Below are 20,137 nucleotides of genomic sequence, written 5' to 3'. Positions count from 1 at the left end.
CTGTGAAACCGCTTTCAGGAAGGGTGGCTTGCACCGGCCGCGTTACGCGGGTAGATTCCGACTACCCGCCCGATCCAGCCGAGTTCACGATCACAAGGGAGTGAAGACATGAACGCACGCAGGGTAGCACTCGTCCTCAGCGCCACCGCTGGGCTCGCCGTCGTGGGTGTCGTCGCGACCGGCTGCGCCGGTGGCAGCGGGGGGCCGGGCGGTGATGCCAAGCTTGAGATGCAGACCGGGCTCGGCGCTGCCGACCCCACGCTCGCGGTGCTCAAGGAGGTCACGAAGACGTGCACTCCCGACGGCACCACGATCGACCTCGTCCCCATGACGAACACGTACGAGGCCGACATGAAGACCCGGATGGCCTCGGGCGATCTTCCCGACATCTGGTCGACGCACGGCTGGTCTCTGCTGCGGTACAGCTCGTTCCTCGAACCCCTGAACGACCAGGCGTGGGCGAAGAACTTCAACAAGGCCCTCGCGCCGGCGATGCAGAACAAGGACGGGCAGTTCTTCGCCCTGCCCATCAACACCGACCTCGCCGGCATCCTGTACAACAAGGACACGCTCAGCAAGGCCGGGGTCGACCCGTCGACGCTGAAGACGTGGGATGCGTTCACTCAGGCGCTCGCCACGCTGAAGGCCAAGGGCGTGACGCCGATCTCCTCGTCGTCGAAGGACTCCTGGATGGCCGGCAACATCGCCGACTTCATGGCCTCCGGGGCGTTCACCGAGGCCGACCTCGAGCAGTTCACCAAGGGCACGTTCGTCTCCGACGGCTACACCACGATGCTCGACCAGGTGAAGACGTGGGCCAAGGCCGGCGACTTCAACGCCGACTTCTCCTCGATCACGATGGACGAGATCGGCAAGGGCCTGGGCAAGGGCGATGTGGGCTTCGTGTTCGTGCAGAACTCGCTCGTGAACACGGCGCTGGAGCAGAACCCCGACGCGAAGCTCGGCTTCATCCCGATCCCGTCGTTCGTCGGCGACCCGTACTTCGTGGGCGGCGAGGGCACCGCCTACGGGGTGTGGAAGGACTCTCCGCACAAGAAGGAGGCGCTCGAGTACATCGACTGCCTCGCGAAGCCCGACAACATCAGCAAGCTGGCGAAGGCGCTCGGGGCCATTCCCGGACTGACCGACGCCACGGCCGACCTGGGGGTGCTGCAGGACACCTACGACACCCTGGTGAAGCCGAACACGTTCGCACTGGAGCCCTACTTCGACCGGGTGTATCTGCCGGGCGGGATGTGGGACACCATGGTGACCACCACGGGAGCGGTCATCAGCGGACAATCCGAGCCGGCCGCGGCGACGAGTCAGGTGAAACAGCAGTTCGCGTCGCTGTACGGCCAGTGATCGCTGGGGGCGGTCACACGTGGCCACGCGTGGGGGCGCGCGGCCACAGGGAGGCGGGGGGATGACGGGGGTCGCCCCCCGCCTCGGTCGCGCGCGCAGCGCCGGCCGTGCGGGGCGCCGCGCGCATCCGGCCCCCTTCGCCCGGCGAGGGATCAACCTCCTGTACCTTCCGGCGCTCGCCGTGTTCGGCGTGTTCACCGTGTACCCGCTCGTGAGCGGCATGCTGATCTCGCTGACGAAGTGGGACGGCTACAGCCCGAACCGGGTCTTCGTGGGCCTCGACAACTACCTGCACATGTTCGCCGATCCGCTCGTCGGGCAGGCGCTGCTGAACACGTTCGTCTACGGATTCGGCTCGACGATCGTGCAGCAGGTGCTCGGCCTCGCGCTCGCCCTCGCTCTCGACCGGGCGCTGCGGGGCCGCAACGTCGCACGGGCGATCGTGTACCTGCCGGTGCTCGTCTCGCCGGTCGTGATGGGCACGATGTACTACCTGCTGTTCTCCTACTCGTACGGCGGGCTGAACGACATCGTCGTCGCGCTCGGCGGCCAGCGGGTGGCGTGGCTCAGCAGCTCGGCCTCCGGGGTGGCGATCATCGTGATCGTGAACTCCCTGCAGTTCGTGGGCATCTCGATGGTCATCTATCTTGCCGGACTGCAGTCGATCCCGGTCATGTACTACGAGGCCGCGCGCATCGACGGCGCAGGTGGTTGGCAGCAGTTCACCGGGATCACGGTGCCGCTGCTGCAGCCCGCGTTCGCGACCAGCATCGTGCTGAATCTCATCGGCGGGCTGAAGCTTTTCGACGTGATCCGGGTGATGACCGGGGGCGGCCCGGGCTACTCGACCGATTCGATGTCGACGCTCATCTCGAAGTTCTACTTCGACAACCAGAACGCCGGATACGCCTCGGCGGTCGGTGTCGTGCTGTTCCTCATCATCGCCGTGTTCACCCTCGCGCTGAACACGGCGCTGAACCGCCGCCGCCTGGAGATCTCGTGAAGCGCCGGCTCGGAGCGGTCGGACTGATCGCCGGCCTCGTCGTCGCCTGCGTCGTGCAGCTCGTGCCGTTCTACATCACGCTCACGACGGCGATGAAGCCGCGCACCGACTTGTCGTCGCAGTGGATCTTCCCGACGCAGGGCATCTACTGGCAGAACTTCCAGACGGCGATCGTCGACGGGAACATCCTGCTCGCGATCGGCAACAGCGCGGTCGTCACGGTCGCCTCGACGGTGCTCATCTGCCTGCTCGGCGCGCTCGCCGCGTACCCTCTGGCGCGGCGGCCCACGCTCGGCAACCGGCTCGTGCTCGGCGGCATCATCGGGCTCATCATGATCCCGCCGCTGTCGATCCTCGTGCCGGTGTACACGCTCATGGCGCAGCTGCACTGGATCAACACGTACTGGGGCGCCGTCGCGCTCATGGTCGCGTCGCAGCTGCCGCTGAGCATCTTCCTCTACGCGAACTTCATGCGGGGACTGCCTCTGTCGATCGAGGAGGCGGCGACCGTCGACGGCGCCGGCGTGCTGCAGGTGCTGTTCCGGGTCGTGTTCCCGATGCTGAAGCCGGTCACGGCGACCGTCATCATCCTCACCAGCGTCTCGGTGTGGAACGAGTATGCGTTGAGCGTCTTCATCCTGCGCGACCCGTCGGTGCGGACCACGGCACCGGCGATCGGCACGTTCTTCGCGAGCCAGGGGAGCGACCCGAACGCCGCCGCGGCCGCCGCGCTGCTGACCGTCATTCCGGTGCTCGTCGCGTACCTCGTGCTGCAGCGGTACTTCATCAAGGGCATGGTCGCCGGCTCCGAGAAGTGACCCTGCCCGGGTGCGGCGGCGGAGCCCGGGGGCGCGCCGCGGGGCGCACGACAGGGCGACTCTAGACTCGAGCGCATGACCGTCACGACCCGCCGCATGCAGGACCTCACCGTCGAGGATCACACGATCACCGTCCCCCTCGTGTGGGGCGACGCATCCGACACCCGCACGATCGAGGTGTACGCGGCCGTCGTGGCACGGGAGGGCGGCGAGAACCTGCCGTACCTCGTGTTCCTGCAGGGCGGGCCCGGGTTCGAGGCGCCGCGCCCGTACCACTCTCCGGCTGCGCCGCCGTGGCTGGATGCGGCACTCGAGCACTACCGCGTCGTGCTCATCGACCAGCGCGGCACCGGGCGGTCGACGCCGCTTGGCGACGCCGACCTCGCGCGGGGCACCGATGAGCTCGTCGAGTACATCACGCACCTCCGGGCCGACAGCATCGTGCGCGACTGCGAGGCGCTGCGCGAGCACCTGGGGGTGGCCGGCTGGAGCGTGCTGGGTCAGTCGTTCGGCGGGTTCACGACGCTCGCATATCTGTCGACGGATGCCTCGGCCGTGCGCGAGGCGTTCTTCACGGGCGGTCTCCCGGCGACCGGGCGGCATCCCGACGAGGTCTACGCGCTCACGTACGACAAGATGCGCGCGGCGTCGGAGCGGTACTACCGGCGCTTCCCGCACCACCGCGACGTGGTGCGGCGGCTCGCCGATCTCGCGGCGGCGGGGGACATCGTGCTGCCCGACGGCGAGGTGGTGTCGGTGTCGCGACTGCGCTCGCTGGGGATGCTGCTGGGGACGAACGACGGTTGGCAGACGCTGCACCATCTGCTCGAGGAGGAGCCGAGCACGAACGCGTTCCGCTACGACCTGGCCGCGGCGCTGCCGTACTCGGCGCGGAATCCGCTCTACCTCGCGTTCCATGAGTCGAGCTACGCCGATGGGCATGCCACAGGGTGGTCGGCCGATCGGGTCGAGCCCGACGACTTCCGCTCCGACCCGACGCTGCTCACCGGCGAGCACGTGCGCCGGGACTGGCTCGACACCGTGCCCGGGCTTCGGCCCTGGAAGGACGTGACGCTGGCGCTCGCCGAGCACGAGTGGCCGTCGCTGTATGACGCCGACGCGCTGCGGGGCTCCGGAGCGCGCGGGGCGGCCGCGGTGTATGCAGGCGACGTCTACGTGCCGATTGAGTTCTCACTCGAGACCGCGGCGCTCATGCCGGGCGTGACGCCCTGGGTCACGAGCGAGCACGAGCACTCGGGGCTGCGTCAGGGCGACGTGCTGCCGCACCTCATCGACCTCGCGCAGGGGCGCCGCGTCCGTTGAGCTGGGCGATTCGGCGCGGTGCGCCGTCGCGAGATCAGGCGATGTGGTGCCGCTTCCGTTGTGCGCCGTCACGAGATCAGGCGACGTGACGAGATCAGGCGAATTCTCGGGGAAATCGCCTGAATCCGTGTCATCGCCTGAATCGAGGGCGGCTGCTACGGCTGGAGCAGGGTCTTGATCGCGCGGCGCTCGTCCATCGCGCGGTAGCCCTCGGCCACCTCCGACAGCGGAAGGGTGAGGTCGAACACGCGGCCGGGGTCGATCTCGCGCCGCTCGATCCGCCCGATGAGGTCGGGAAGGTAGCGGCGCACGGGCGCCGGACCGCCGAACAGGTGCACTTCGGCGTAGAAGAGCAGGTCGCCGGGCAGTGATACGTCGTGCGAGACGCCGACGAAGCCGACGTGTCCGCCCGCCCGGGTCGAGCGGATCGCCTGCAGCATCGACTCCTGCGTACCCACCGCCTCGATCGTCGAGTGCGCGCCGAGACCGTCGGTCAGGTCCTTGATGCGGGCGATGCCCTCGTCGCCGCGCTCCTCCACGACGTCGGTCGCCCCGAACTCGCGGGCGAGCGCCTGCCGGTCGGCGTGCCGGCTCATCGCGATGATCCGCTCCGCTCCGCGCTCCCGCGCCGCCAGCACACCGAGCAGTCCCACCGCGCCGTCGCCCACGACCACGACGGTCTTGCCCGGGCCCGCCTCCGCCGCCTCGGCGCCGAACCAGCCGGTGCCCAGCACGTCGGATGCGGCGAGCAGCGAGGGGACGAGATCGGCGTCGGGCTCGCCATCCGTCGCCACCAGGGTGCCGTCGGCCCAGGGCACGCGCAGCAGCTCGGCCTGGGCGCCCAGACGCCCCATCGGCACGACGTTCACGCAGCGAGACGGATAGCCGGCGCGGCAGATCTCACACGTGCCGTCGGATGCCATGAAGGATCCGACGACCGTGTCACCGGGCTTCACGGTTCGCACATCTGCGCCGACCTCTTCGACGACGCCGACGTATTCGTGGCCCATCGGCGTCGGGCGGCGCACCGGATTCGCGCCGCGGTACGACCACAGGTCGGATCCGCAGACACACGTGGCGGTCAGCCGGATGACGGCATCCGTCGCCTGCTCGATGCGCGGATCGTCGCGCTGTTCGTACCGCACGTCGCCCGGCGCGTGGATCACCGCTCCGTACATGTCAGTCCTCCTGTCCGCCCGCGACGCGGCGGGTTCCTTCGTCGGTGATCTCGAGGATGCCGGTGTCCTCGTGCAGCGCGGCGACGGTCGCCTCCGCGGCCCGGTCGATCTGCACACGCGGCCCCTCCGGGAGGGCACCGGGATGGAACGTGCCCTCGCCGTAGAACTGGCCGTAGCGCAGCACCACCCCGCCGAACGCGAGCGTCGCGCGCTCCAGCTCGGCGGTGGCCTCCTGCGCGGGGCCCGGCGCCATCGGCCACGCGACGCTCTGCGCGAGGAACCGGGCGGCCGATGCGGCGCGCGCCGCCGCGATGAGGTTGTGCGTGCCCTCGGTGCGGATGCGGGCGTGACGCTCGCGGAACTCCGCGATCTTGCCCGGATCGTCGGGCAGGTCGGTGAGCTCGTGGATGACGAGGTTCGGCTCGAACGCGACCATCGCATCGGTGAGGCCGGCGCTGTCGTACACGTCGCACACGACCGGCTCGGCACCGAGCTCGGCGAGCCAGGCCGCCTTCGCCTGAGTGCGGGTCAAGCCGGCCACTGTGTGGCCGCCCACGCGGAGCAGGGGGATGAGGCGACTGCCGATCACGCCGGATGCCCCGGCCAGGAACACGCGCATGCTCCGATCGTAGGACGACCCGCCGCTCGGCGGGCCGCCGCATCCGACGCCATAGTGTGGTGCCCATGGGACATGATCTCGATTTCGACACCCGTGCCGTCCATGCCGGCCGCGACGACCTCGCCGCCCTCGGAGTGCACGCCCTTCCGATCGACCTCTCCACGACGAATCCCCTGCCCGACATCGAGCGCGGCGGGGATTCCTACGAGTCGATGGCCACCGGCGGCCATCCGCTCGAGGCAGGCGGCATGGTGTACGCGCGCCTGTGGAATCCGACCGTCGCCCGGTTCGAGGAGGCGCTCGCCGATCTCGAGGGCGCCGAGGCGGCCGTCGCGTTCGCGTCCGGGATGGCGGCGACCACGGCGATGATCATCGCCCACACGGGCACGACGGGAAAGCGCCACATCGTCGCGGTGCGTCCCCTGTACGGCGGCACCGACCACCTGCTCGAATCGAACCTGCTCGGCACCGAGACCACGTACTGCGCCGAGGATGCGGTGGCCGACAGCATCCGGGATGACACGGCGCTCGTCGTGATCGAGAGCCCGGCCAACCCGACGCTCGACCTCGTCGACATCGCCGCGGTGGTCGCGCAGGCCGGATCCGTGCCGGTCGTCGTCGACAACACGTTCGCCACCCCGGTGCTGCAGAACCCTCTCGCGCTCGGCGCGCGCATGTCGCTGCACAGCGCCACGAAGTACATCGGCGGGCACGGCGACGTGATCGCCGGCGTGATCGCGTGCGACGAGGGGACCGCGGTGCGACTGCGCAGCGTGCGCGCGATCACCGGCGCGCTGCTGCATCCGCTCGCCGCGTACCTGCTGCACCGCGGACTGCAGACGCTGCCGCTGCGGATGCGGGCCCAGCAGGAGTCGGCCCGCCGCATCGCGGAGTGGCTGCAGACGCACCCTGCCGTGAAGACCGTGCACTACCCGGGTCTCGACGGCGATCCGCGCGGGATCGTCGCGCGGCAGATGCACGGCACCGGCGCCATGATCGCGGTGTCGCTGCACGGCGGATACGCGGCCGCCGACGCGCTCACCTCCCGGGTGCGGCTGTTCACGCACGCCGTCTCGCTCGGCGGCGTGGACTCGCTCATCCAGCTGCCCGCCGCGCTCACGCATCGGCCTGTGGCGCCCGAAGCGAGGCCGGGGGCGGATGTCGTGCGCATCTCGGTCGGCCTCGAGAGCGTCGACGACCTCATCGCCGACCTCGCCCAGGCCCTCGACTGACCGGAGCCTGCCGGCGCTCGCGTGCCCGAGCGGCAACAACTCAGGCTGGGCGCGCCGCGCCGCCGGGAGCCCACACGGAATCACGCGGGCTGCCTCTGCACCGGCCGGCTGCCAGCCTGAGTTGTTGCACGAGCGCAGGGGCAGCCGCCCGGGCGGGGCCACACTCAGGCGCGGGAACTAGACTGGACGCATCCGTCGCGCGTTCTGCGCGCCCCGTCTGCCGAGGATTCCGTCCGTGTCGCCTGCCACCGTCGCGCGCCCGCTCCAGGTGCGTCACCTGCAGATCGCGCGCGCCGTCGTCGCGGCGATCGCGGCCGCGATGATCACGTTCTCGCCGGATCACTCCGCGGTGCTCGGTCTGTCGGTGTTCAGCGGATTCGCGATCACCTCGGCCTTCGTCCTGTTCGCGTCGGTGTGGCTCGTCTTTCCGGCGGGCTCGCGCGGCCGCGGGCTCGCGGTGCTGCTCGCGATCGTCGACGTGGTGGCGGGCATGGTCGCCGGCGTTGCGACGATCCGCACCGACACCCTGTTCTTCGTGCTGCTGATCGTGTGGGCGCTCGCATCCGGCATCGCCGAGGGAGTCGCCGGGCTCCTCGCGCGACGGGCGGCAGCGGGTAGCACCACCCAGGCCCGTGCCGACGCCCGCGACGGCATCGTGATCGGCGCCCTCGGGGTCGTCTTCGCGATCGCGCTGCTGTTCGTGCCGGCCGGGTACGCGCTCAACTACCATGTGGAAGAGGCGCATCGCACGTTCACGCTGACGGGCATCACCATCGGCGTCGGGATCTTCGGCTTCTACGCCGCGATCCTCGCCGTCTACCTCGGTATCGCGGGATTCTCGCCGCGGGCCGACACCGAACTCGCGGCCGACGCCGCCGCATCCGACGAGCACTCCGGAGGTGCCGCATGAGCGAGAAGCGCCCCACCACCCGCCGCGATCTGATGAAGCCCGCGCAGCTGCTCGGCCTGGCGCTGATCGCCGCCCTGTTCGCCGGCGTCGTGACCCTGATCTCGATGGGTTTCTTCCAGTCGCGCTTCCCGGGGGAGTCGCAGCACGCGCTGCTGGTCGGCTCGATCGTCGCCGGCATCACATTCATCGTGACGATCGTCGTGATCGCGCTGCTGTTGCTTGCCGTGCAGCCCGACCAGGTGACGCACGCCGTCGACAAGCCGGTGCTGCTCGCCCGCGACGAGGCCGTCGCCGCGGAGAAGGCGGCGAAGGATGCCTCGGCCAAGCCGGCCGACGGGGAGAGCCCCCGTTCGGGCCGCTGACCGGCCCTTCGACTCGCTGCGCTCGCTCAGGGACCTGCGCTTCGCGCGCTCGCTGACCTGAGCCTTCCGTCAGGTCACTGAGCGAGGAGCGCAGCGACGAGTCGAAGTGCCGGCCCCTTCGCCGGATAATGGCGTGGTGGCGAGGGTCAAGAATCAGGGTGCCCGACGTGCCGAGATCGTCGAGGCCGCGAAGCGGGCCATCGCCGAGCGCGGCCTGACCGGGCTGCGTCTCAAGGACGTCGCGGCGCACAGCGAACTGACCGCGGGCGCGGTGGCGTACTACTACCCCGACCTCGAGGACCTCATCCGCGAGGTGCATCAGCACGCGCTCGATCGGTTCTACTGGGGGCGCAAGCGCGAGACCGAGCGCGACGAGGACCCGCGCATCACCCTTCGACGCACGATCCGCAGCGGCGTGCCCGAGTCGGCGCACGACACGGACTTCCAGGTGCTCAACGAACTGCACGTCCACGCGTATCGCGATCCGTTCCACGCGCAGCTCATGGCCGAACTGTTCGACCGCGAGGTCTCGCTCTACGTCGACGTGCTCGAGAAGGGCGTCGCCGCCGGCGCGTTCGACCTGAAGGCCTCGACGCTGACCGTCGCCCGCAACCTCGTCGCGCTCGAGGACGCCTACGGCCTGCACCTGCTCGGCGGGTCGCATCTGGGCCGCGGCGACATCCGCGATCTCATCCTGGCCAACGCCGGAGTCCTCACGGGGTGCGACCTCGCCGCCGTTCGCGTCCCGGCCCGGTAAGCCATCGACCTGATCGATACCCTCCTCCTGCTCTTTCTGATTTATCTTTGGCGTCCATCGCAATAGCGTGACCTCAACGAGGGCCCAGCACGAAGCTGTGCGGAAGGCCGGCCCACGAGAAGAGGAGCACCATGTCGTACACCGACACGGACCACCACCCCCGCACCGACGAGGCGATCGAGCAGACGGATGTCGTCGTCATCGGCGCCGGCCAGGCGGGCGTCGCGATGAGCGAGCACCTGAGTGCCCGCGGCATCCGCCACATCGTGCTCGAGCGCGGCCGCATCGCCGAGCGGTGGCGGTCGATGCGGTGGGACTCGCTCGTCGCCAACGGGCCGGCATGGCACGACCGCTTCCCCGGGCTGGAGTTCTCGGACGTCGCTCCCGACGGCTTCGCCACGAAGGACCAGGTCGCCGACTACTTCGTCGATTACGCCGAGCACATCGCGGCCCCGATCCGCTGCGGCGTCGAGGTGACCGCCGTCCGCAAGCAGGAGGGGCGTGCGGGCTACCGCGTCGAGACGAGCGACGGCACCATCGACGCCCGCTACGTCGTGGCGGCCACGGGACCGTTCCAGCTTCCGGCGATCCCGTCGATCGTGCCCGAAGGCAGCGGCATCGCGCAGCTGCACTCCAGCGCCTACTTCCGGCCCGAACAGCTCGCCCCGGGCGGCGTCCTCGTCGTGGGGGCAGGCTCCTCGGGCGTGCAGATCGCCGCCGAGCTGCAGCGCGCAGGCCGCGACGTGTACCTCTCGGTCGGGCCGCACGACCGACCGCCGCGCGCATACCGCGGCCGCGACTTCGTGTGGTGGTTGGGCGTCCTCGGCCTCTGGGAGATGGCGACGCCCCCGCAGGGCGCCGAGCACGTCACGATCGCGGTGAGCGGCGCCGACGGCGGGCACACCGTGGACTTCCGCCGGCTCGCGGTCGAGGGCATCACACTCGTCGGCCGCACGAACGCGTACGAGGGCGGGACGATGCGCTTCGGCGACGATCTGCGCCGCAACGTCGCGCTCGGCGACGAGAACTACCTCTCGCTCCTCGACGCCGCCGACGAGTTCATCGAGCGCAACGGACTCGACCTGCCCGAGGAGCCGGAGGCGCGCGAGATCATCCCCGATCCGCCGTGCCTGGCGGACCCGCTGCGTGAGCTCGGCCTCGCCGAGGCCGGCGTGACCACGATCATCTGGGCGACGGGCTTCCGCGCCGACTACAGCTGGATGCACGTCGACACGTTCGACGAGGCGGGCCGGCCGCTGCACAATCGCGGCGTCGCACGCGTGCCCGGCATCTACTTCCTCGGGCTCCCGTGGCAGTCCCGCCGCGGATCGAGCTTCATCTGGGGCGTGTGGCACGATGCGAAGTACCTCGCCGACCAGATCCAGATCCAGCAGGGCTACCTCGCCTACACCGCGCCCGACGCCGCCGCGAGCGCACAGCCACACGAAACCGACCGCGCGCACGGCGAGGGCGCCGCGGTCCTGTCGGCAGGAGCCGCCTGATGCCCACGCACACCCGCATCCGTCCGTTCAACACGAAGCAGACATACCCCGAGCAGAACCTCGACAACGACCTGTGCCAGGCGGTCGTCGCGGGCGGCGTCGTCTATCTGCGCGGCCAGATCGGCCAGGACCTCGACACGCGCGAGAGCGTCGGCATCGGCGACGTCGGCGCGCAGACCGAGAAGGCCATGGCGAACATCAAGATGCTGCTCGAAGAGGCGGGCAGCAGCCTCGACGACATCGTCAAGGTCGTGGTCTACCTCGTCGATGTGCGGCACCGCGAAGAGGTGTACCGCATCATGGGGCGTTGGCTCAAGGGCGTCTACCCGGTCTCGACCGGCATCGTCGTCTCCGCCCTCGCGCGCCCGGAATGGCTCGTCGAGATCGACGCGACCGCGGTGATCAGCGAAGGCGACGCCTCGTGACGTTCTCGATCGTCGCCCGCGACGCGACGGGCGCCCTCGGCATGGCGGTCTCATCCTCGTCGCCCGCGGTGGCCGCGCGCTGCATCCACCTGCGCTCGGGGGTGGGCGCCGTCGCGTCGCAGAACATCACCGACCCGCGCTACGGCGCCGTTCTGCTCGACGCGTGCGCCGCCGGTCAAGAGGCCGAGGAAGCACTCGAGCACCTCGTGGCGACGGATGCCACCGCGCCGTACCGCCAGGTCGCGGTCGTGGATGCCGCCGGCTGCGCCGCCGTGCACTCCGGTGCACGCACGCTGGGCCGTCACGCGACGGCAGTCGGAGACGGCGCTGTCGCCGCGGGGAATCTCCTCGCCGACACCGGCGTTCCGCAGGCGATGATCGCGGCGTTCGCAAAGACAGGGGGCGACCTCGAACGGCGACTGCTCGCCGCGCTGGAGGCGGGCCTGGCTGCCGGAGGCGAGGAAGGCGACGTGCACTCGTGTGGACTCGCCGTCACCCGCGAGTCGGGATGGAACGAGACCGACCTGCGCATCGACTGGGCCGACGAGGACCCCATCGGCCGGCTGCGCGAGCTCGTCGAGCTCTGGCTGCCGCAGCGCGACGCGTACGTCACCCGCGGCATCCACCCCGAGACGGCGCCTGCCTACGGCGTGCCCGGCGATGAGTGAGGGCAGATGACGGAGACGACGACGGCCACGACAGTGAAGGATGCCGCACAGGCGGTCATCCGGCAGAACAAGACCCCGCTCGTGGCGCTCTCCGAGCAGCTGCACGACGACCCCGAGACCGCCTGGCACGAGGAGCGGTCGGCGCGAGCGATCGAGGATCTGCTGCGGGACGCCGGGTTCACCGTCGAGAGCGGATACCTCGGCCTGCCGACAGCGTTCCGCGCCGTGGCGGGCGACGGCCCCTTCCGCGTCGGCCTCATGGCGGAGTACGACGCTCTCCCCGGGCTCGGACACGCGTGTGGCCACAACCTCATCGCGGCGATGAGCACCGGCGCGGCCCTCGGGCTCGCACGTGTCGCAGACGAGGCGGGATTGACGGTCGAGGTGTACGGCACCCCCGCCGAAGAGGGCGGCGGGGGGAAGATCGAGCTGCTCGACCGCGGCGCGTTCGCCGGGCTGGACCTCGCCCTGATGGCGCATCCTGCGCCCGTCGACGTCGCCCAGGCGCGGCCGTTCGCCGTCGCGCACTGGCACGTCGAATACCGCGGCCGCACGGCGCATGCCGCCGCCTACCCGACGCAGGCGGTCAACGCGGCCGACGCGTTCACGATCGCGCAGGTCGCGATCGGCCTGCTGCGCCAGCAGCTTCCGGGCACCGTGCGCGTGCACGGCGTCGTCACCCACGCCGGGGAGGCGCCGAACGCGATCCCCGGCCACAGCGAAGGGCGCTGGTACGTCCGCGCCGAGACGCTCGCGCAGCTGGAAGAGCTCATCCCGCGCGTCGAGGCGTGCTTCCAGGCGGGTGCGCTCGCGACCGGCTGCGAGCTCGAGATCACCCCGGAGAGCAAACCGTACGCCGAGTTCCGCACCGACGAGCGCGCGCTCGCGCGTTACGTCGCGAACGCGGAGGCGCTCGGCCGGGTGTTCGAGACGGAAGGGCCGGCCACCACGATGGCCACGGCATCCACCGACATGGGCAACGTCTCGCAGCATGTGCGGGCCATCCATCCGTACATCGGTGTGGGGTCGTATCCGGTGTCGAACCACCAGCGCGAATTCGCCGATCACTGCGTGGGCGAGGCGGCCGAGCAGACCCTCATGGACGGGGCGACGGCACTCGCCTGGACGGCCCTCGACGAGGCGGCCGGCGCGGCGGGCGCTGAACGGTTCACCGGAACCGATCGCTGATCTCGACGAAAGTCATATCCCGAACTGCCGATGTCCCTTCCATGTGGCGGTGGAAGGTGCAATTCTTTACGACACGCCACAAAGAATTCCGGGAGACCCGGAGACCACAAGGAGGTGGGGACTGGTGGATGACCACTCGACGGTCTTCGCACAGACGCAGACCAGTCATCTGAAGAAGTCGCTGGGGAGATTCGACATCATCTTCCTGGTCATGTCGGCGGTGCTCAGCATCGAGGTGCTCGCGCAGACCGCGTCGTTCGGATCCGAGACGTTCACCTGGACGCTCGTCCTCGCGGTGTTCTTCCTGATCCCGTACGCGATGATCTTCGCCGAGACCGGCAGCACGTTCATCGGCGAGGGCGGCGCGTACCTCTGGGTGCGGCGGGCGTTCGGACGCCCCGCCGGTGCACTTGCGTCGATCCTCAGCTGGATCACCCAGCCGGTGTGGGTCGGCGGCTCGATGGCGTTCCTCGCCGCGGCGACATGGGACCAGTTCATCTCGCCGCTGCCGTCGGGCTCGGTCGCCGACTGGGTCTTCAAGATCGTGTTCATCTGGATCACGGTGGTCGCGGCGATCCTGTCGCTCGCCAAGGCGAAGTGGATCCCGAGCCTCGGCGCGATCCTCAAGCTCGTGTTCCTCGCGTTCTTCCTCGTCACGACGGTCGTGTACGCGCTGCAGCACGGGATCGAGCCGATCGACGTCGGCTCGTTCAGCCCCACCCTGTCCGGCTTCCTCGGCCTCGTGCCGCTGCTGCTGTTCGCCTACCTCGGCTTCGAGTCGGCCAACAGCGCCTCGGGTGAGATGAAGAACCCGAAGCACGACATCCCGGTCTCGATCGCCCGGTCCGGCGCCGTGTCGGCCGCGTGCTACCTGCTGCCCATCCTCGCGATGCTCCTCGTGCTGCCGACGAAGACGATCACCGGCATCGGCGGCCTGATGGACGCGGTGCAGGAGGTCTTCAGCGTGTACGGCCCGCTCGCCGGCCCGATGGTGTTCGTCGCCGCCCTCATGTTCGTCATCATCCTCGCGTCACAGGGCGCCGCCTGGATGATCATCAGCGACCGCATGCAGGCGCTGACGGCGGCCGACGGCGCGTTCTTCGGCGGGTTCTTCGGCAAGTTCCACAAGAACCTCGGCACGCCGGTGCACGTCAACCTGCTCTCCGGCACGGTGGCGACGCTGTTCCTCATCGCCGCGATGCAGCTGACCGGGACGTCGGCTGCCCTGTTCGGCGTCGTGCTGTCGATCTCGATCTCCACGTTCCTGCTCAGCTACCTGCTGATCATCCCCGCGGCGATCAAGCTGCGGTTCGCCTACCAGCACGTCGAGCGCCCCTACCGCGTGCCCGGCACGAACGCGGTGTTCGCGTCTCTCGGAGTGGTCGCGTTCCTCTGGGTGCTCCTGGGGTCGTGGACCACGGTGTTCCCGGGCACGCTCGAGGCGCTGTTCGGCGTGGACTACGACTTCTTCGAGGTGTGGGGCGTCGAGCAGGGCGCGTTCGAGGCGCTCACGATCGGCACGCTCGTCGTGCTCATCGCGCTCGCCCTCGTGGGATACGTCCGCGGCGCTCGCATCCGCGCCGAGCGGCCCCTGCCTGACACGACGACGCTGACGACGATCGAAGACGAGACGACGGGGGTCGCGGTCCTGCCCGCACCCGTCGCATTGGAAGGAGAGCAGTAGTGACCATCGCCGAGACCCTGACCACCGGCATCCACCCCCTCGCCCGGCTCACCGCCGACGAGATCGAGGCGAACCGCGTGATCGTGGTCAATGCCGGCTACGTCACCGACGACACGCTCTTCACGCTGGTGACCCTCGTGGAGCACGGCAAGAAGGCCGTGCTCGCCGGCGAGACCGGACTCGACCGCCGGGTACGGTCGCTGCTCCTCGAGCGCCGCACGCAGGAGGTGACCGAGGTCGTCACCTCGCTCACCGACGCCCTCGTCGTCTCTGCGCGGGTCATCGACATCCGTTCCGAGGGCCAGCCGCCGATCACGCTCACGGAGTACGAGCAGGCCGAGCAGATGATCCGTGCCGACGCGGGCTGGCGCGAGGCGCTCGCCCGCCGCGGGGTCACGGATGTGTCGACCGCGCGGGTGTGTGCGCTGTCGGCGGGATGCTTCGACATCCCCGGAGAGGAGGGTCGCCGGCTCGTGCGCGGGTCGACGTTCATCCAGCACGACCCGAGCGACAACGCGTGGGCGCACCCGGTCGAGGGGCTCGTCGCCTACCTCGACATGAACACCGGTGAGGTCGTGGAGCTCATCGACACCGACATCGTGCCGGTGCCGCAGGAGCGGTTCGACTTCCACCGCGACGAGTGGATGCCGCAGCCGCGCACGACGCAGAAGCCGATCGAGATCACCCAGCCCGAGGGGCCGAGCTTCACGGTCGAGGACGACGTCGTGACGTGGGAGAAGTGGCAGGTGCGCCTTGGCTTCGACCCGGTGGAGGGTCTCGTGCTGCACCAGCTCAGCTTCGAGGACAAGGGAATACGCCGGCCCATCGTGTACCGCGCGTCGGTGCCCGAGATGGTCGTGCCGTACGGCGACCCCAGCCCGGTGCGGTTCTGGCAGAACTACTTCGACGCGGGCGAGTACTCCATGGGCAAGAACGCGAACTCGCTCGAGCTCGGCTGCGACTGCCTCGGCGACATCACCTACTTCGACGCGGTGCTCGCCGACGACCAGGGGCATCCCCGCACGATCCGCAACGCGATCTGCCTGCACGAGGAGGACGCCGGCATCCTCTACAAGCACACGGACGAGTTCACGTTCTCCGCCGATGTGCGGCGCAACCGTCGCCTGGTGATCTCGTTCTTCATCACGGTCGGCAACTACGACTACGGCTTCTACTGGTACCTGTACCTCGACGGGACGATCGAGCTCGAGTGCAAGGCGACGGGCGTGGTGTACACCGCCGCGTACGCCGACCAGGCGCAGCGCGCGACGTGGTCGACGCCGCTCGGCGACGAGGGGCTCGGGATGCCGTTCCATCAGCACATGTTCTGCGCGCGGCTCGACATGCAGATCGACGGCGACGTGAACGCCGTCGACGAGATCGAGGCGGTCCGGGTTCCGATGGGACCCGGCAACCCCTGGGGCAACGGCTTCACGAAGTCGGTCACGCGCCTGCGCCGCGAGAGCGACGGCGCGCGCCTGGCCGACAACACGGCGGGCCGCGCGTGGCACATCGTGAACCCGGAGCGGAAGAACCGGCACGGGCAGAGCGTCGGGTACGAGCTGCGGCCGAGCGGTCAGCCGACGCTCATGGCCGATCCCGGCTCGTCGATCGCGAAGCGTGCGGCCTTCGCGACGAAGAACCTCTGGGTGACCCGGTACGACGAGGACGAGCGGTTCCCGTCGGGCGAGTACGTGAACCAGAACCCCGGTCATGGCGGCATCGCCGAGTGGGTGGCGCAGGACCGCCCGATCGACGGTGACGACATCGTCGTGTGGCATTCGTTCGGCATGACGCACTTCCCGCGCCCGGAGGACTGGCCGATCATGCCCGTCGACCGGCTCGGGTTCGTGCTCAAGCCGTACGGCTTCTTCGACGAGAACCCCGCGCTCGACCTGCCGAGGCCGGAGTCGGCGCACTGCGCTTCGCACGTCGGCCACGATCACGCGTCCCACGGTGAGAAGGCGGGTCACTCGGCGCACGACGATGCCGGTCACGAGCACGCCGTCCACGATCACGGAGGGCGCTGAACCATGACGGGGACGTGGCACGAGCGCGCCGCCGCGCTCGACTACGACGGACGTGCCGTCGTCGACGGACAGCGGCTGGATGCCGCAGACGGTGCGACGACCGATGATGTCAACCCCGCGACCGGTAAGGTGCACGCGCGCGTCGCGGCCCTCGGGGCGTCGGACATCGACCGCGCCGTGACCGCCGCGCGCACCGCGTACGAGGACGGCCGGTGGTCGCGCCGCGGCGCTGCCGAGCGCAAGCAGGTGCTGCTCCACCTGGCCGACCTCGTCGACGAACATGCCGACGAGCTCGCGCTGCTCGACAGCCTCGACATGGGCAAGCCGGTCCGCGAGGCGCGGGGCGAGGACGTTCCGGGGACCGCCGCGACGTTCCGCTGGTACGCCGAGGCCGTCGACAAGCTGCTCGACGAGATCCCCGCGACACCGCCGGGGTCGACCGCCCTCGTCACGCGCGAGGCCCTCGGCGTGGTCGCCGCGATCACGCCGTGGAACTATCCGCTGGAGATCGCCGCCTGGAAGCTCGCTCCCGCGCTGGCGCTCGGCAACAGCGTCGTGCACAAGCCGGCCACCGTGTCGCCGTTGTCGGCGCTGCGCCTGGCCGAACTCGCACTCGAGGCCGGCTTGCCGCCGGGCGTGCTCAACGTCGTCCCCGGTCCGGGCGGCACCGCCGGCGAGGCCCTCGGGATGCATCCCGACATCGACGCCCTCACCTTCACCGGTTCGACGGCCGTCGCCAAGACGCTGCTGCAGTACTCGGGGCGCTCGAACATGAAGCGACTGAGCCTGGAGGCGGGCGGCAAGAGCGCGAACATCGTGTTCGCCGACTGCGACGACCTCGACGCGGCGGCCGAGACGGCGGCACGGGGCGCCTTCTACAACCAGGGCGAGGTATGCTCGGCGAACAGCCGGCTGCTGGTGGAGCGATCCATTCGAGACGAATTCGTCGCGCTCGTCGCCCGTCACAGCGAGGCGTACCGGCCGGGTGATCCGCTCGACGAGGCGAGCGGATCGGGCGCCCTTGTGAGCCGTACCCACGCCGACGAGGTGTGGGCGGCCGTCGAGTCGGCGCGGGCCGACGGCGAGATCGTCGCCGGCGGTGAACGGCTGACCTTCGGCGGGTCGGATGCGTTCATCGCACCGACGATCGCGACGTCACTGCCCGATGGCCATGCGCTGCTGCACACCGAGGTGTTCGGACCGCTGCTCACCGTGGAGACGTTCGACGATGAAGACGAGGCCATCCGGAAGGCGAACGCGACCGACTACGGGCTCGCCGCGTCCGTCTGGACGGGGTCCCTCGCCCGCGCGCATCGGGCGTCGTCGCGGCTGGTGGCCGGCACCGTGTCGGTGAACACCGTCGACGCGCTGGGGCTCACGACGCCGTTCGGCGGCTTCAAGCAGTCGGGATTCGGACGCGATCTGTCGGTGCACGCGTTCGACGCGTACTCAGCGCTGAAGACGACCTGGATCCAGTTCGGCTGAGGCTCACCTCATGGTCGCTCTGGCAGCAGCGGACCTCATTCCGCGTCGTCGGCGTACAGGTCGCGCGTCGCGTGTCGGGCTGCAGCGCGCTGTGGGGATGCTGCGGCATGCCGTCATGATCGCCGCCATGGTGCCATGTCTCGTCGGCGGGGACACCGTGGTGCACGCCGGCGCGGCGGTTGCGCTGTTCGCCCTCGCGGTGGCGCACGCGCCGCGTTCCCGGCGCGATCCGCGTGGCCTGCCGGTCGTGCTGGACGCCCTCGCCATGGCGGTGCTCTCGGTCGCGGCGACGCTGTGCGGCGACGCCGTGAGCGGGCACGCGCACTCCGGCGGTGTCATCGGCACAGCCACGATCCTCGCGGTGCTCACCGTCGCCGGATGGACGGGGTTCCGGCTCGCCGCGCGGCCCGACGGAAGCCGCCCCGACGTGGGTCTCGTCGCCGCGGCCGGGATGATCGTCGGGATGGCGACCATGACGCTGCTGCACACACTGTGACAACGGTCTCTCGGCGCCCGGTGGCGCCGCGTCGCAATGCCGACGGGAGCGCGGTCGACGGATCCGGTGCCGCGTCTAAAGTGGGGCGCATGGCGCGCGTCACCCTCCGACAGCTGGAGTACTTCGTCGCCGCGGCGGAGACCGGCAGCGTCACCGCGGCGGCCGCGCGTGTCTTCCTGTCGCAATCGGCGGTGTCGACGGCGCTCGCCGAGCTGGAGGAGGGCCTCGGCGTGCAGCTGTTCATCCGGCACGCCCGTGGCCTGACGCTCACGACCGTCGGTCAGACGATCCTGCGCGACGCGCGCCGGCTGCTCGACCAGGCCGACGAACTCGAGCGCAGCGCCGAAGAGCACAACGAGGCGCTCTCGGGCCAGCTCACCGTCGGCTGCTACACGACGCTCGCGCCTCACCTCCTGCCGCCCGTGCTCGACGCGTATCTGACGGCGCATCCCGATGTCGACCTGAACTTCGTCGTCGGCTCACACGCGCAGCTGCACAGCCGCCTGCGCGACGGCACGTGTGACGTCGCGCTGCTGTACGACTACGAATTCGCGTCGGGGCTGCTGTCCGGTGACATCGAGAAGATCCAGCTGCAGAGCATCCCGCCCTATGTCCTGCTCTCCGCCGACAGCCCGCTCACGGCGCTCGACGCGATCCCCATCGAGCGGCTCGCGGAGGAGCCGCTCATCCTGTTCGACCTGCCGCCCGGCGGGGAGTACTTCACCTCGCTGTTCACGCTGCACGGGCTGACGCCCACGGTGCGGTTCCGGACCACCGAGTACGAGCTCGTGCGCGCCCTCGTCGCTCGGGGGCTCGGATACTCCATCCTCAACCAGCACACCGACATCGATGTGAGCTACGAGAACCGGCGGCTCGTCGCTCGGCCGCTCGCCGGCGAGTGGCATGGCCTCTCCGTCGTGGGCGTGAGACTCGGCGGGGGAACTCCGACTCGTCGCGCACAGGCCTTCATGGATCAGTGCGAGGCATCGCTGGGCACGGGCCGGTAGGCGGAAGCGCGGGCCTCCCGGCGGCTATCGATTCAGTCGAAGAGGGATGCCGCTTTTATCTGTTTCCCTGATGGGAACCGCACGG

General features: G+C 69.9%; 19 protein-coding genes. 17 read left to right on the top strand and 2 right to left on the bottom strand.

The window, feature by feature from the left end; genetic code table 11:
- Positions 1–108: 108 nt before the first annotated feature.
- From AC3RX1_RS15035 to AC3RX1_RS15020, 4 genes are all read left to right on the top strand, one after another.
- On the top strand, positions 109–1,365 hold the full coding sequence (locus AC3RX1_RS15035) for an ABC transporter substrate-binding protein (protein WP_491502071.1): 1,257 nt from the start codon (positions 109–111) through the stop codon (positions 1,363–1,365).
- A gap of 61 nt (positions 1,366–1,426) precedes the next feature.
- The gene (locus AC3RX1_RS15030) at positions 1,427–2,368 is read left to right on the top strand and encodes a carbohydrate ABC transporter permease (RefSeq protein ID WP_491502070.1); all 942 of its coding nucleotides are present in this window, start codon (positions 1,427–1,429) and stop codon (positions 2,366–2,368) included.
- Positions 2,365–3,186 (top strand): carbohydrate ABC transporter permease, encoded by an 822-nt coding sequence (locus AC3RX1_RS15025; protein ID WP_491502069.1) that lies wholly within the window; start codon positions 2,365–2,367, stop codon positions 3,184–3,186. The genes AC3RX1_RS15030 and AC3RX1_RS15025 overlap by 4 nt, the downstream gene beginning before the upstream one ends.
- 75 nt (positions 3,187–3,261) lie before the next feature.
- Complete coding sequence (locus AC3RX1_RS15020; protein WP_491502068.1) at positions 3,262–4,509, top strand: alpha/beta fold hydrolase; 1,248 nt, start codon at positions 3,262–3,264, stop codon at positions 4,507–4,509.
- A 155-nt stretch (positions 4,510–4,664) separates the two neighbouring features.
- Here the strand turns inward: AC3RX1_RS15020 and AC3RX1_RS15015 are convergent, their stop codons facing one another.
- Both AC3RX1_RS15015 and AC3RX1_RS15010 read right to left on the bottom strand, forming a co-directional pair.
- A complete protein-coding gene (locus tag AC3RX1_RS15015) occupies positions 4,665–5,687 on the bottom strand; it encodes a zinc-dependent alcohol dehydrogenase family protein (RefSeq protein ID WP_491502067.1) in 1,023 nt (340 codons plus the stop codon).
- Position 5,688: 1 nt separating this feature from the next.
- Complete coding sequence (locus AC3RX1_RS15010) at positions 5,689–6,306, bottom strand: NAD-dependent epimerase/dehydratase family protein (RefSeq protein ID WP_491502066.1); 618 nt, start codon at positions 6,304–6,306, stop codon at positions 5,689–5,691.
- A gap of 65 nt (positions 6,307–6,371) precedes the next feature.
- Here AC3RX1_RS15010 and AC3RX1_RS15005 point away from each other — a divergent pair, with 65 nt between their 5' ends.
- From AC3RX1_RS15005 to AC3RX1_RS14945, 13 genes are all read left to right on the top strand, one after another.
- Positions 6,372–7,538, top strand: coding sequence for a trans-sulfuration enzyme family protein (locus AC3RX1_RS15005; RefSeq protein ID WP_491502065.1), 1,167 nt, complete (start codon positions 6,372–6,374; stop codon positions 7,536–7,538).
- A 235-nt stretch (positions 7,539–7,773) separates the two neighbouring features.
- Positions 7,774–8,448, top strand: a complete 675-nt coding sequence (locus AC3RX1_RS15000) for an acyl-CoA synthetase (protein WP_491502064.1) — start codon at positions 7,774–7,776, stop codon at positions 8,446–8,448.
- Positions 8,445–8,810, top strand: coding sequence for an amino acid transporter (locus AC3RX1_RS14995; RefSeq protein WP_491502063.1), 366 nt, complete (start codon positions 8,445–8,447; stop codon positions 8,808–8,810). The genes AC3RX1_RS15000 and AC3RX1_RS14995 overlap by 4 nt, the downstream gene beginning before the upstream one ends.
- 136 nt (positions 8,811–8,946) lie before the next feature.
- Positions 8,947–9,567 (top strand): TetR/AcrR family transcriptional regulator, encoded by a 621-nt coding sequence (locus AC3RX1_RS14990; protein WP_491502062.1) that lies wholly within the window; start codon positions 8,947–8,949, stop codon positions 9,565–9,567.
- 131 nt (positions 9,568–9,698) lie between these two features.
- Positions 9,699–11,069, top strand: a complete 1,371-nt coding sequence (locus AC3RX1_RS14985) for a flavin-containing monooxygenase (protein WP_491502061.1) — start codon at positions 9,699–9,701, stop codon at positions 11,067–11,069.
- Complete coding sequence (locus AC3RX1_RS14980) at positions 11,069–11,494, top strand: RidA family protein (RefSeq protein WP_491502060.1); 426 nt, start codon at positions 11,069–11,071, stop codon at positions 11,492–11,494. The genes AC3RX1_RS14985 and AC3RX1_RS14980 overlap by 1 nt, the downstream gene beginning before the upstream one ends.
- The gene (locus AC3RX1_RS14975; protein WP_491502059.1) at positions 11,491–12,162 is read left to right on the top strand and encodes a DUF1028 domain-containing protein; all 672 of its coding nucleotides are present in this window, start codon (positions 11,491–11,493) and stop codon (positions 12,160–12,162) included. Before AC3RX1_RS14980 ends, AC3RX1_RS14975 begins: the two co-directional genes overlap by 4 nt.
- 6 nt (positions 12,163–12,168) lie before the next feature.
- A complete protein-coding gene (locus AC3RX1_RS14970; protein ID WP_491502058.1) occupies positions 12,169–13,350 on the top strand; it encodes a M20 family metallopeptidase in 1,182 nt (393 codons plus the stop codon).
- Between the two features lie 124 nt (positions 13,351–13,474).
- Positions 13,475–15,034: an APC family permease gene (locus tag AC3RX1_RS14965; protein WP_491502057.1), complete on the top strand. Its 1,560-nt coding sequence runs from the start codon at positions 13,475–13,477 to the stop codon at positions 15,032–15,034.
- Positions 15,034–17,064 carry a primary-amine oxidase gene (locus tag AC3RX1_RS14960; protein ID WP_491502056.1) on the top strand — a complete coding sequence of 677 codons (2,031 nt, stop codon included), beginning with the start codon at positions 15,034–15,036 and terminating at the stop codon, positions 17,062–17,064. Before AC3RX1_RS14965 ends, AC3RX1_RS14960 begins: the two co-directional genes overlap by 1 nt.
- 3 nt (positions 17,065–17,067) lie before the next feature.
- Complete coding sequence (locus AC3RX1_RS14955; protein WP_491502055.1) at positions 17,068–18,549, top strand: aldehyde dehydrogenase family protein; 1,482 nt, start codon at positions 17,068–17,070, stop codon at positions 18,547–18,549.
- Between the two features lie 10 nt (positions 18,550–18,559).
- Positions 18,560–19,045 (top strand): hypothetical protein, encoded by a 486-nt coding sequence (locus AC3RX1_RS14950; protein WP_491502054.1) that lies wholly within the window; start codon positions 18,560–18,562, stop codon positions 19,043–19,045.
- Between the two features lie 89 nt (positions 19,046–19,134).
- Positions 19,135–20,052, top strand: a complete 918-nt coding sequence (locus tag AC3RX1_RS14945) for a LysR family transcriptional regulator (protein ID WP_491502053.1) — start codon at positions 19,135–19,137, stop codon at positions 20,050–20,052.
- Positions 20,053–20,137 lie beyond the last annotated feature (85 nt).

Source organism: Microbacterium altimontanum, assembly GCF_058349865.2.
Note: the sequence above shows the minus strand (reverse complement) of the source record. Positions and strands in the feature narration are given on the sequence as shown.

What these genes read in the sequence shown, in the direction of transcription:
- AC3RX1_RS15010 (WP_491502066.1), bottom strand. Translation starts at nt 6,306, where the DNA reads ATGCGCGTGTTCCTGGCCGGGGCATCCGGCGTGATCGGCAGTCGCCTC.
- AC3RX1_RS15030 (WP_491502070.1), top strand. Translation starts at nt 1,427, where the DNA reads ATGACGGGGGTCGCCCCCCGCCTCGGTCGCGCGCGCAGCGCCGGCCGT.
- AC3RX1_RS14955 (WP_491502055.1), top strand. Translation starts at nt 17,068, where the DNA reads ATGACGGGGACGTGGCACGAGCGCGCCGCCGCGCTCGACTACGACGGA.
- AC3RX1_RS14995 (WP_491502063.1), top strand. Translation starts at nt 8,445, where the DNA reads ATGAGCGAGAAGCGCCCCACCACCCGCCGCGATCTGATGAAGCCCGCG.
- AC3RX1_RS15020 (WP_491502068.1), top strand. Translation starts at nt 3,262, where the DNA reads ATGACCGTCACGACCCGCCGCATGCAGGACCTCACCGTCGAGGATCAC.
- AC3RX1_RS14985 (WP_491502061.1), top strand. Translation starts at nt 9,699, where the DNA reads ATGTCGTACACCGACACGGACCACCACCCCCGCACCGACGAGGCGATC.
- AC3RX1_RS14950 (WP_491502054.1), top strand. Translation starts at nt 18,560, where the DNA reads ATGGTCGCTCTGGCAGCAGCGGACCTCATTCCGCGTCGTCGGCGTACA.
- AC3RX1_RS14970 (WP_491502058.1), top strand. Translation starts at nt 12,169, where the DNA reads ATGACGGAGACGACGACGGCCACGACAGTGAAGGATGCCGCACAGGCG.
- AC3RX1_RS14980 (WP_491502060.1), top strand. Translation starts at nt 11,069, where the DNA reads ATGCCCACGCACACCCGCATCCGTCCGTTCAACACGAAGCAGACATAC.
- AC3RX1_RS15015 (WP_491502067.1), bottom strand. Translation starts at nt 5,687, where the DNA reads ATGTACGGAGCGGTGATCCACGCGCCGGGCGACGTGCGGTACGAACAG.
- AC3RX1_RS14945 (WP_491502053.1), top strand. Translation starts at nt 19,135, where the DNA reads ATGGCGCGCGTCACCCTCCGACAGCTGGAGTACTTCGTCGCCGCGGCG.
- AC3RX1_RS15035 (WP_491502071.1), top strand. Translation starts at nt 109, where the DNA reads ATGAACGCACGCAGGGTAGCACTCGTCCTCAGCGCCACCGCTGGGCTC.
- AC3RX1_RS15005 (WP_491502065.1), top strand. Translation starts at nt 6,372, where the DNA reads ATGGGACATGATCTCGATTTCGACACCCGTGCCGTCCATGCCGGCCGC.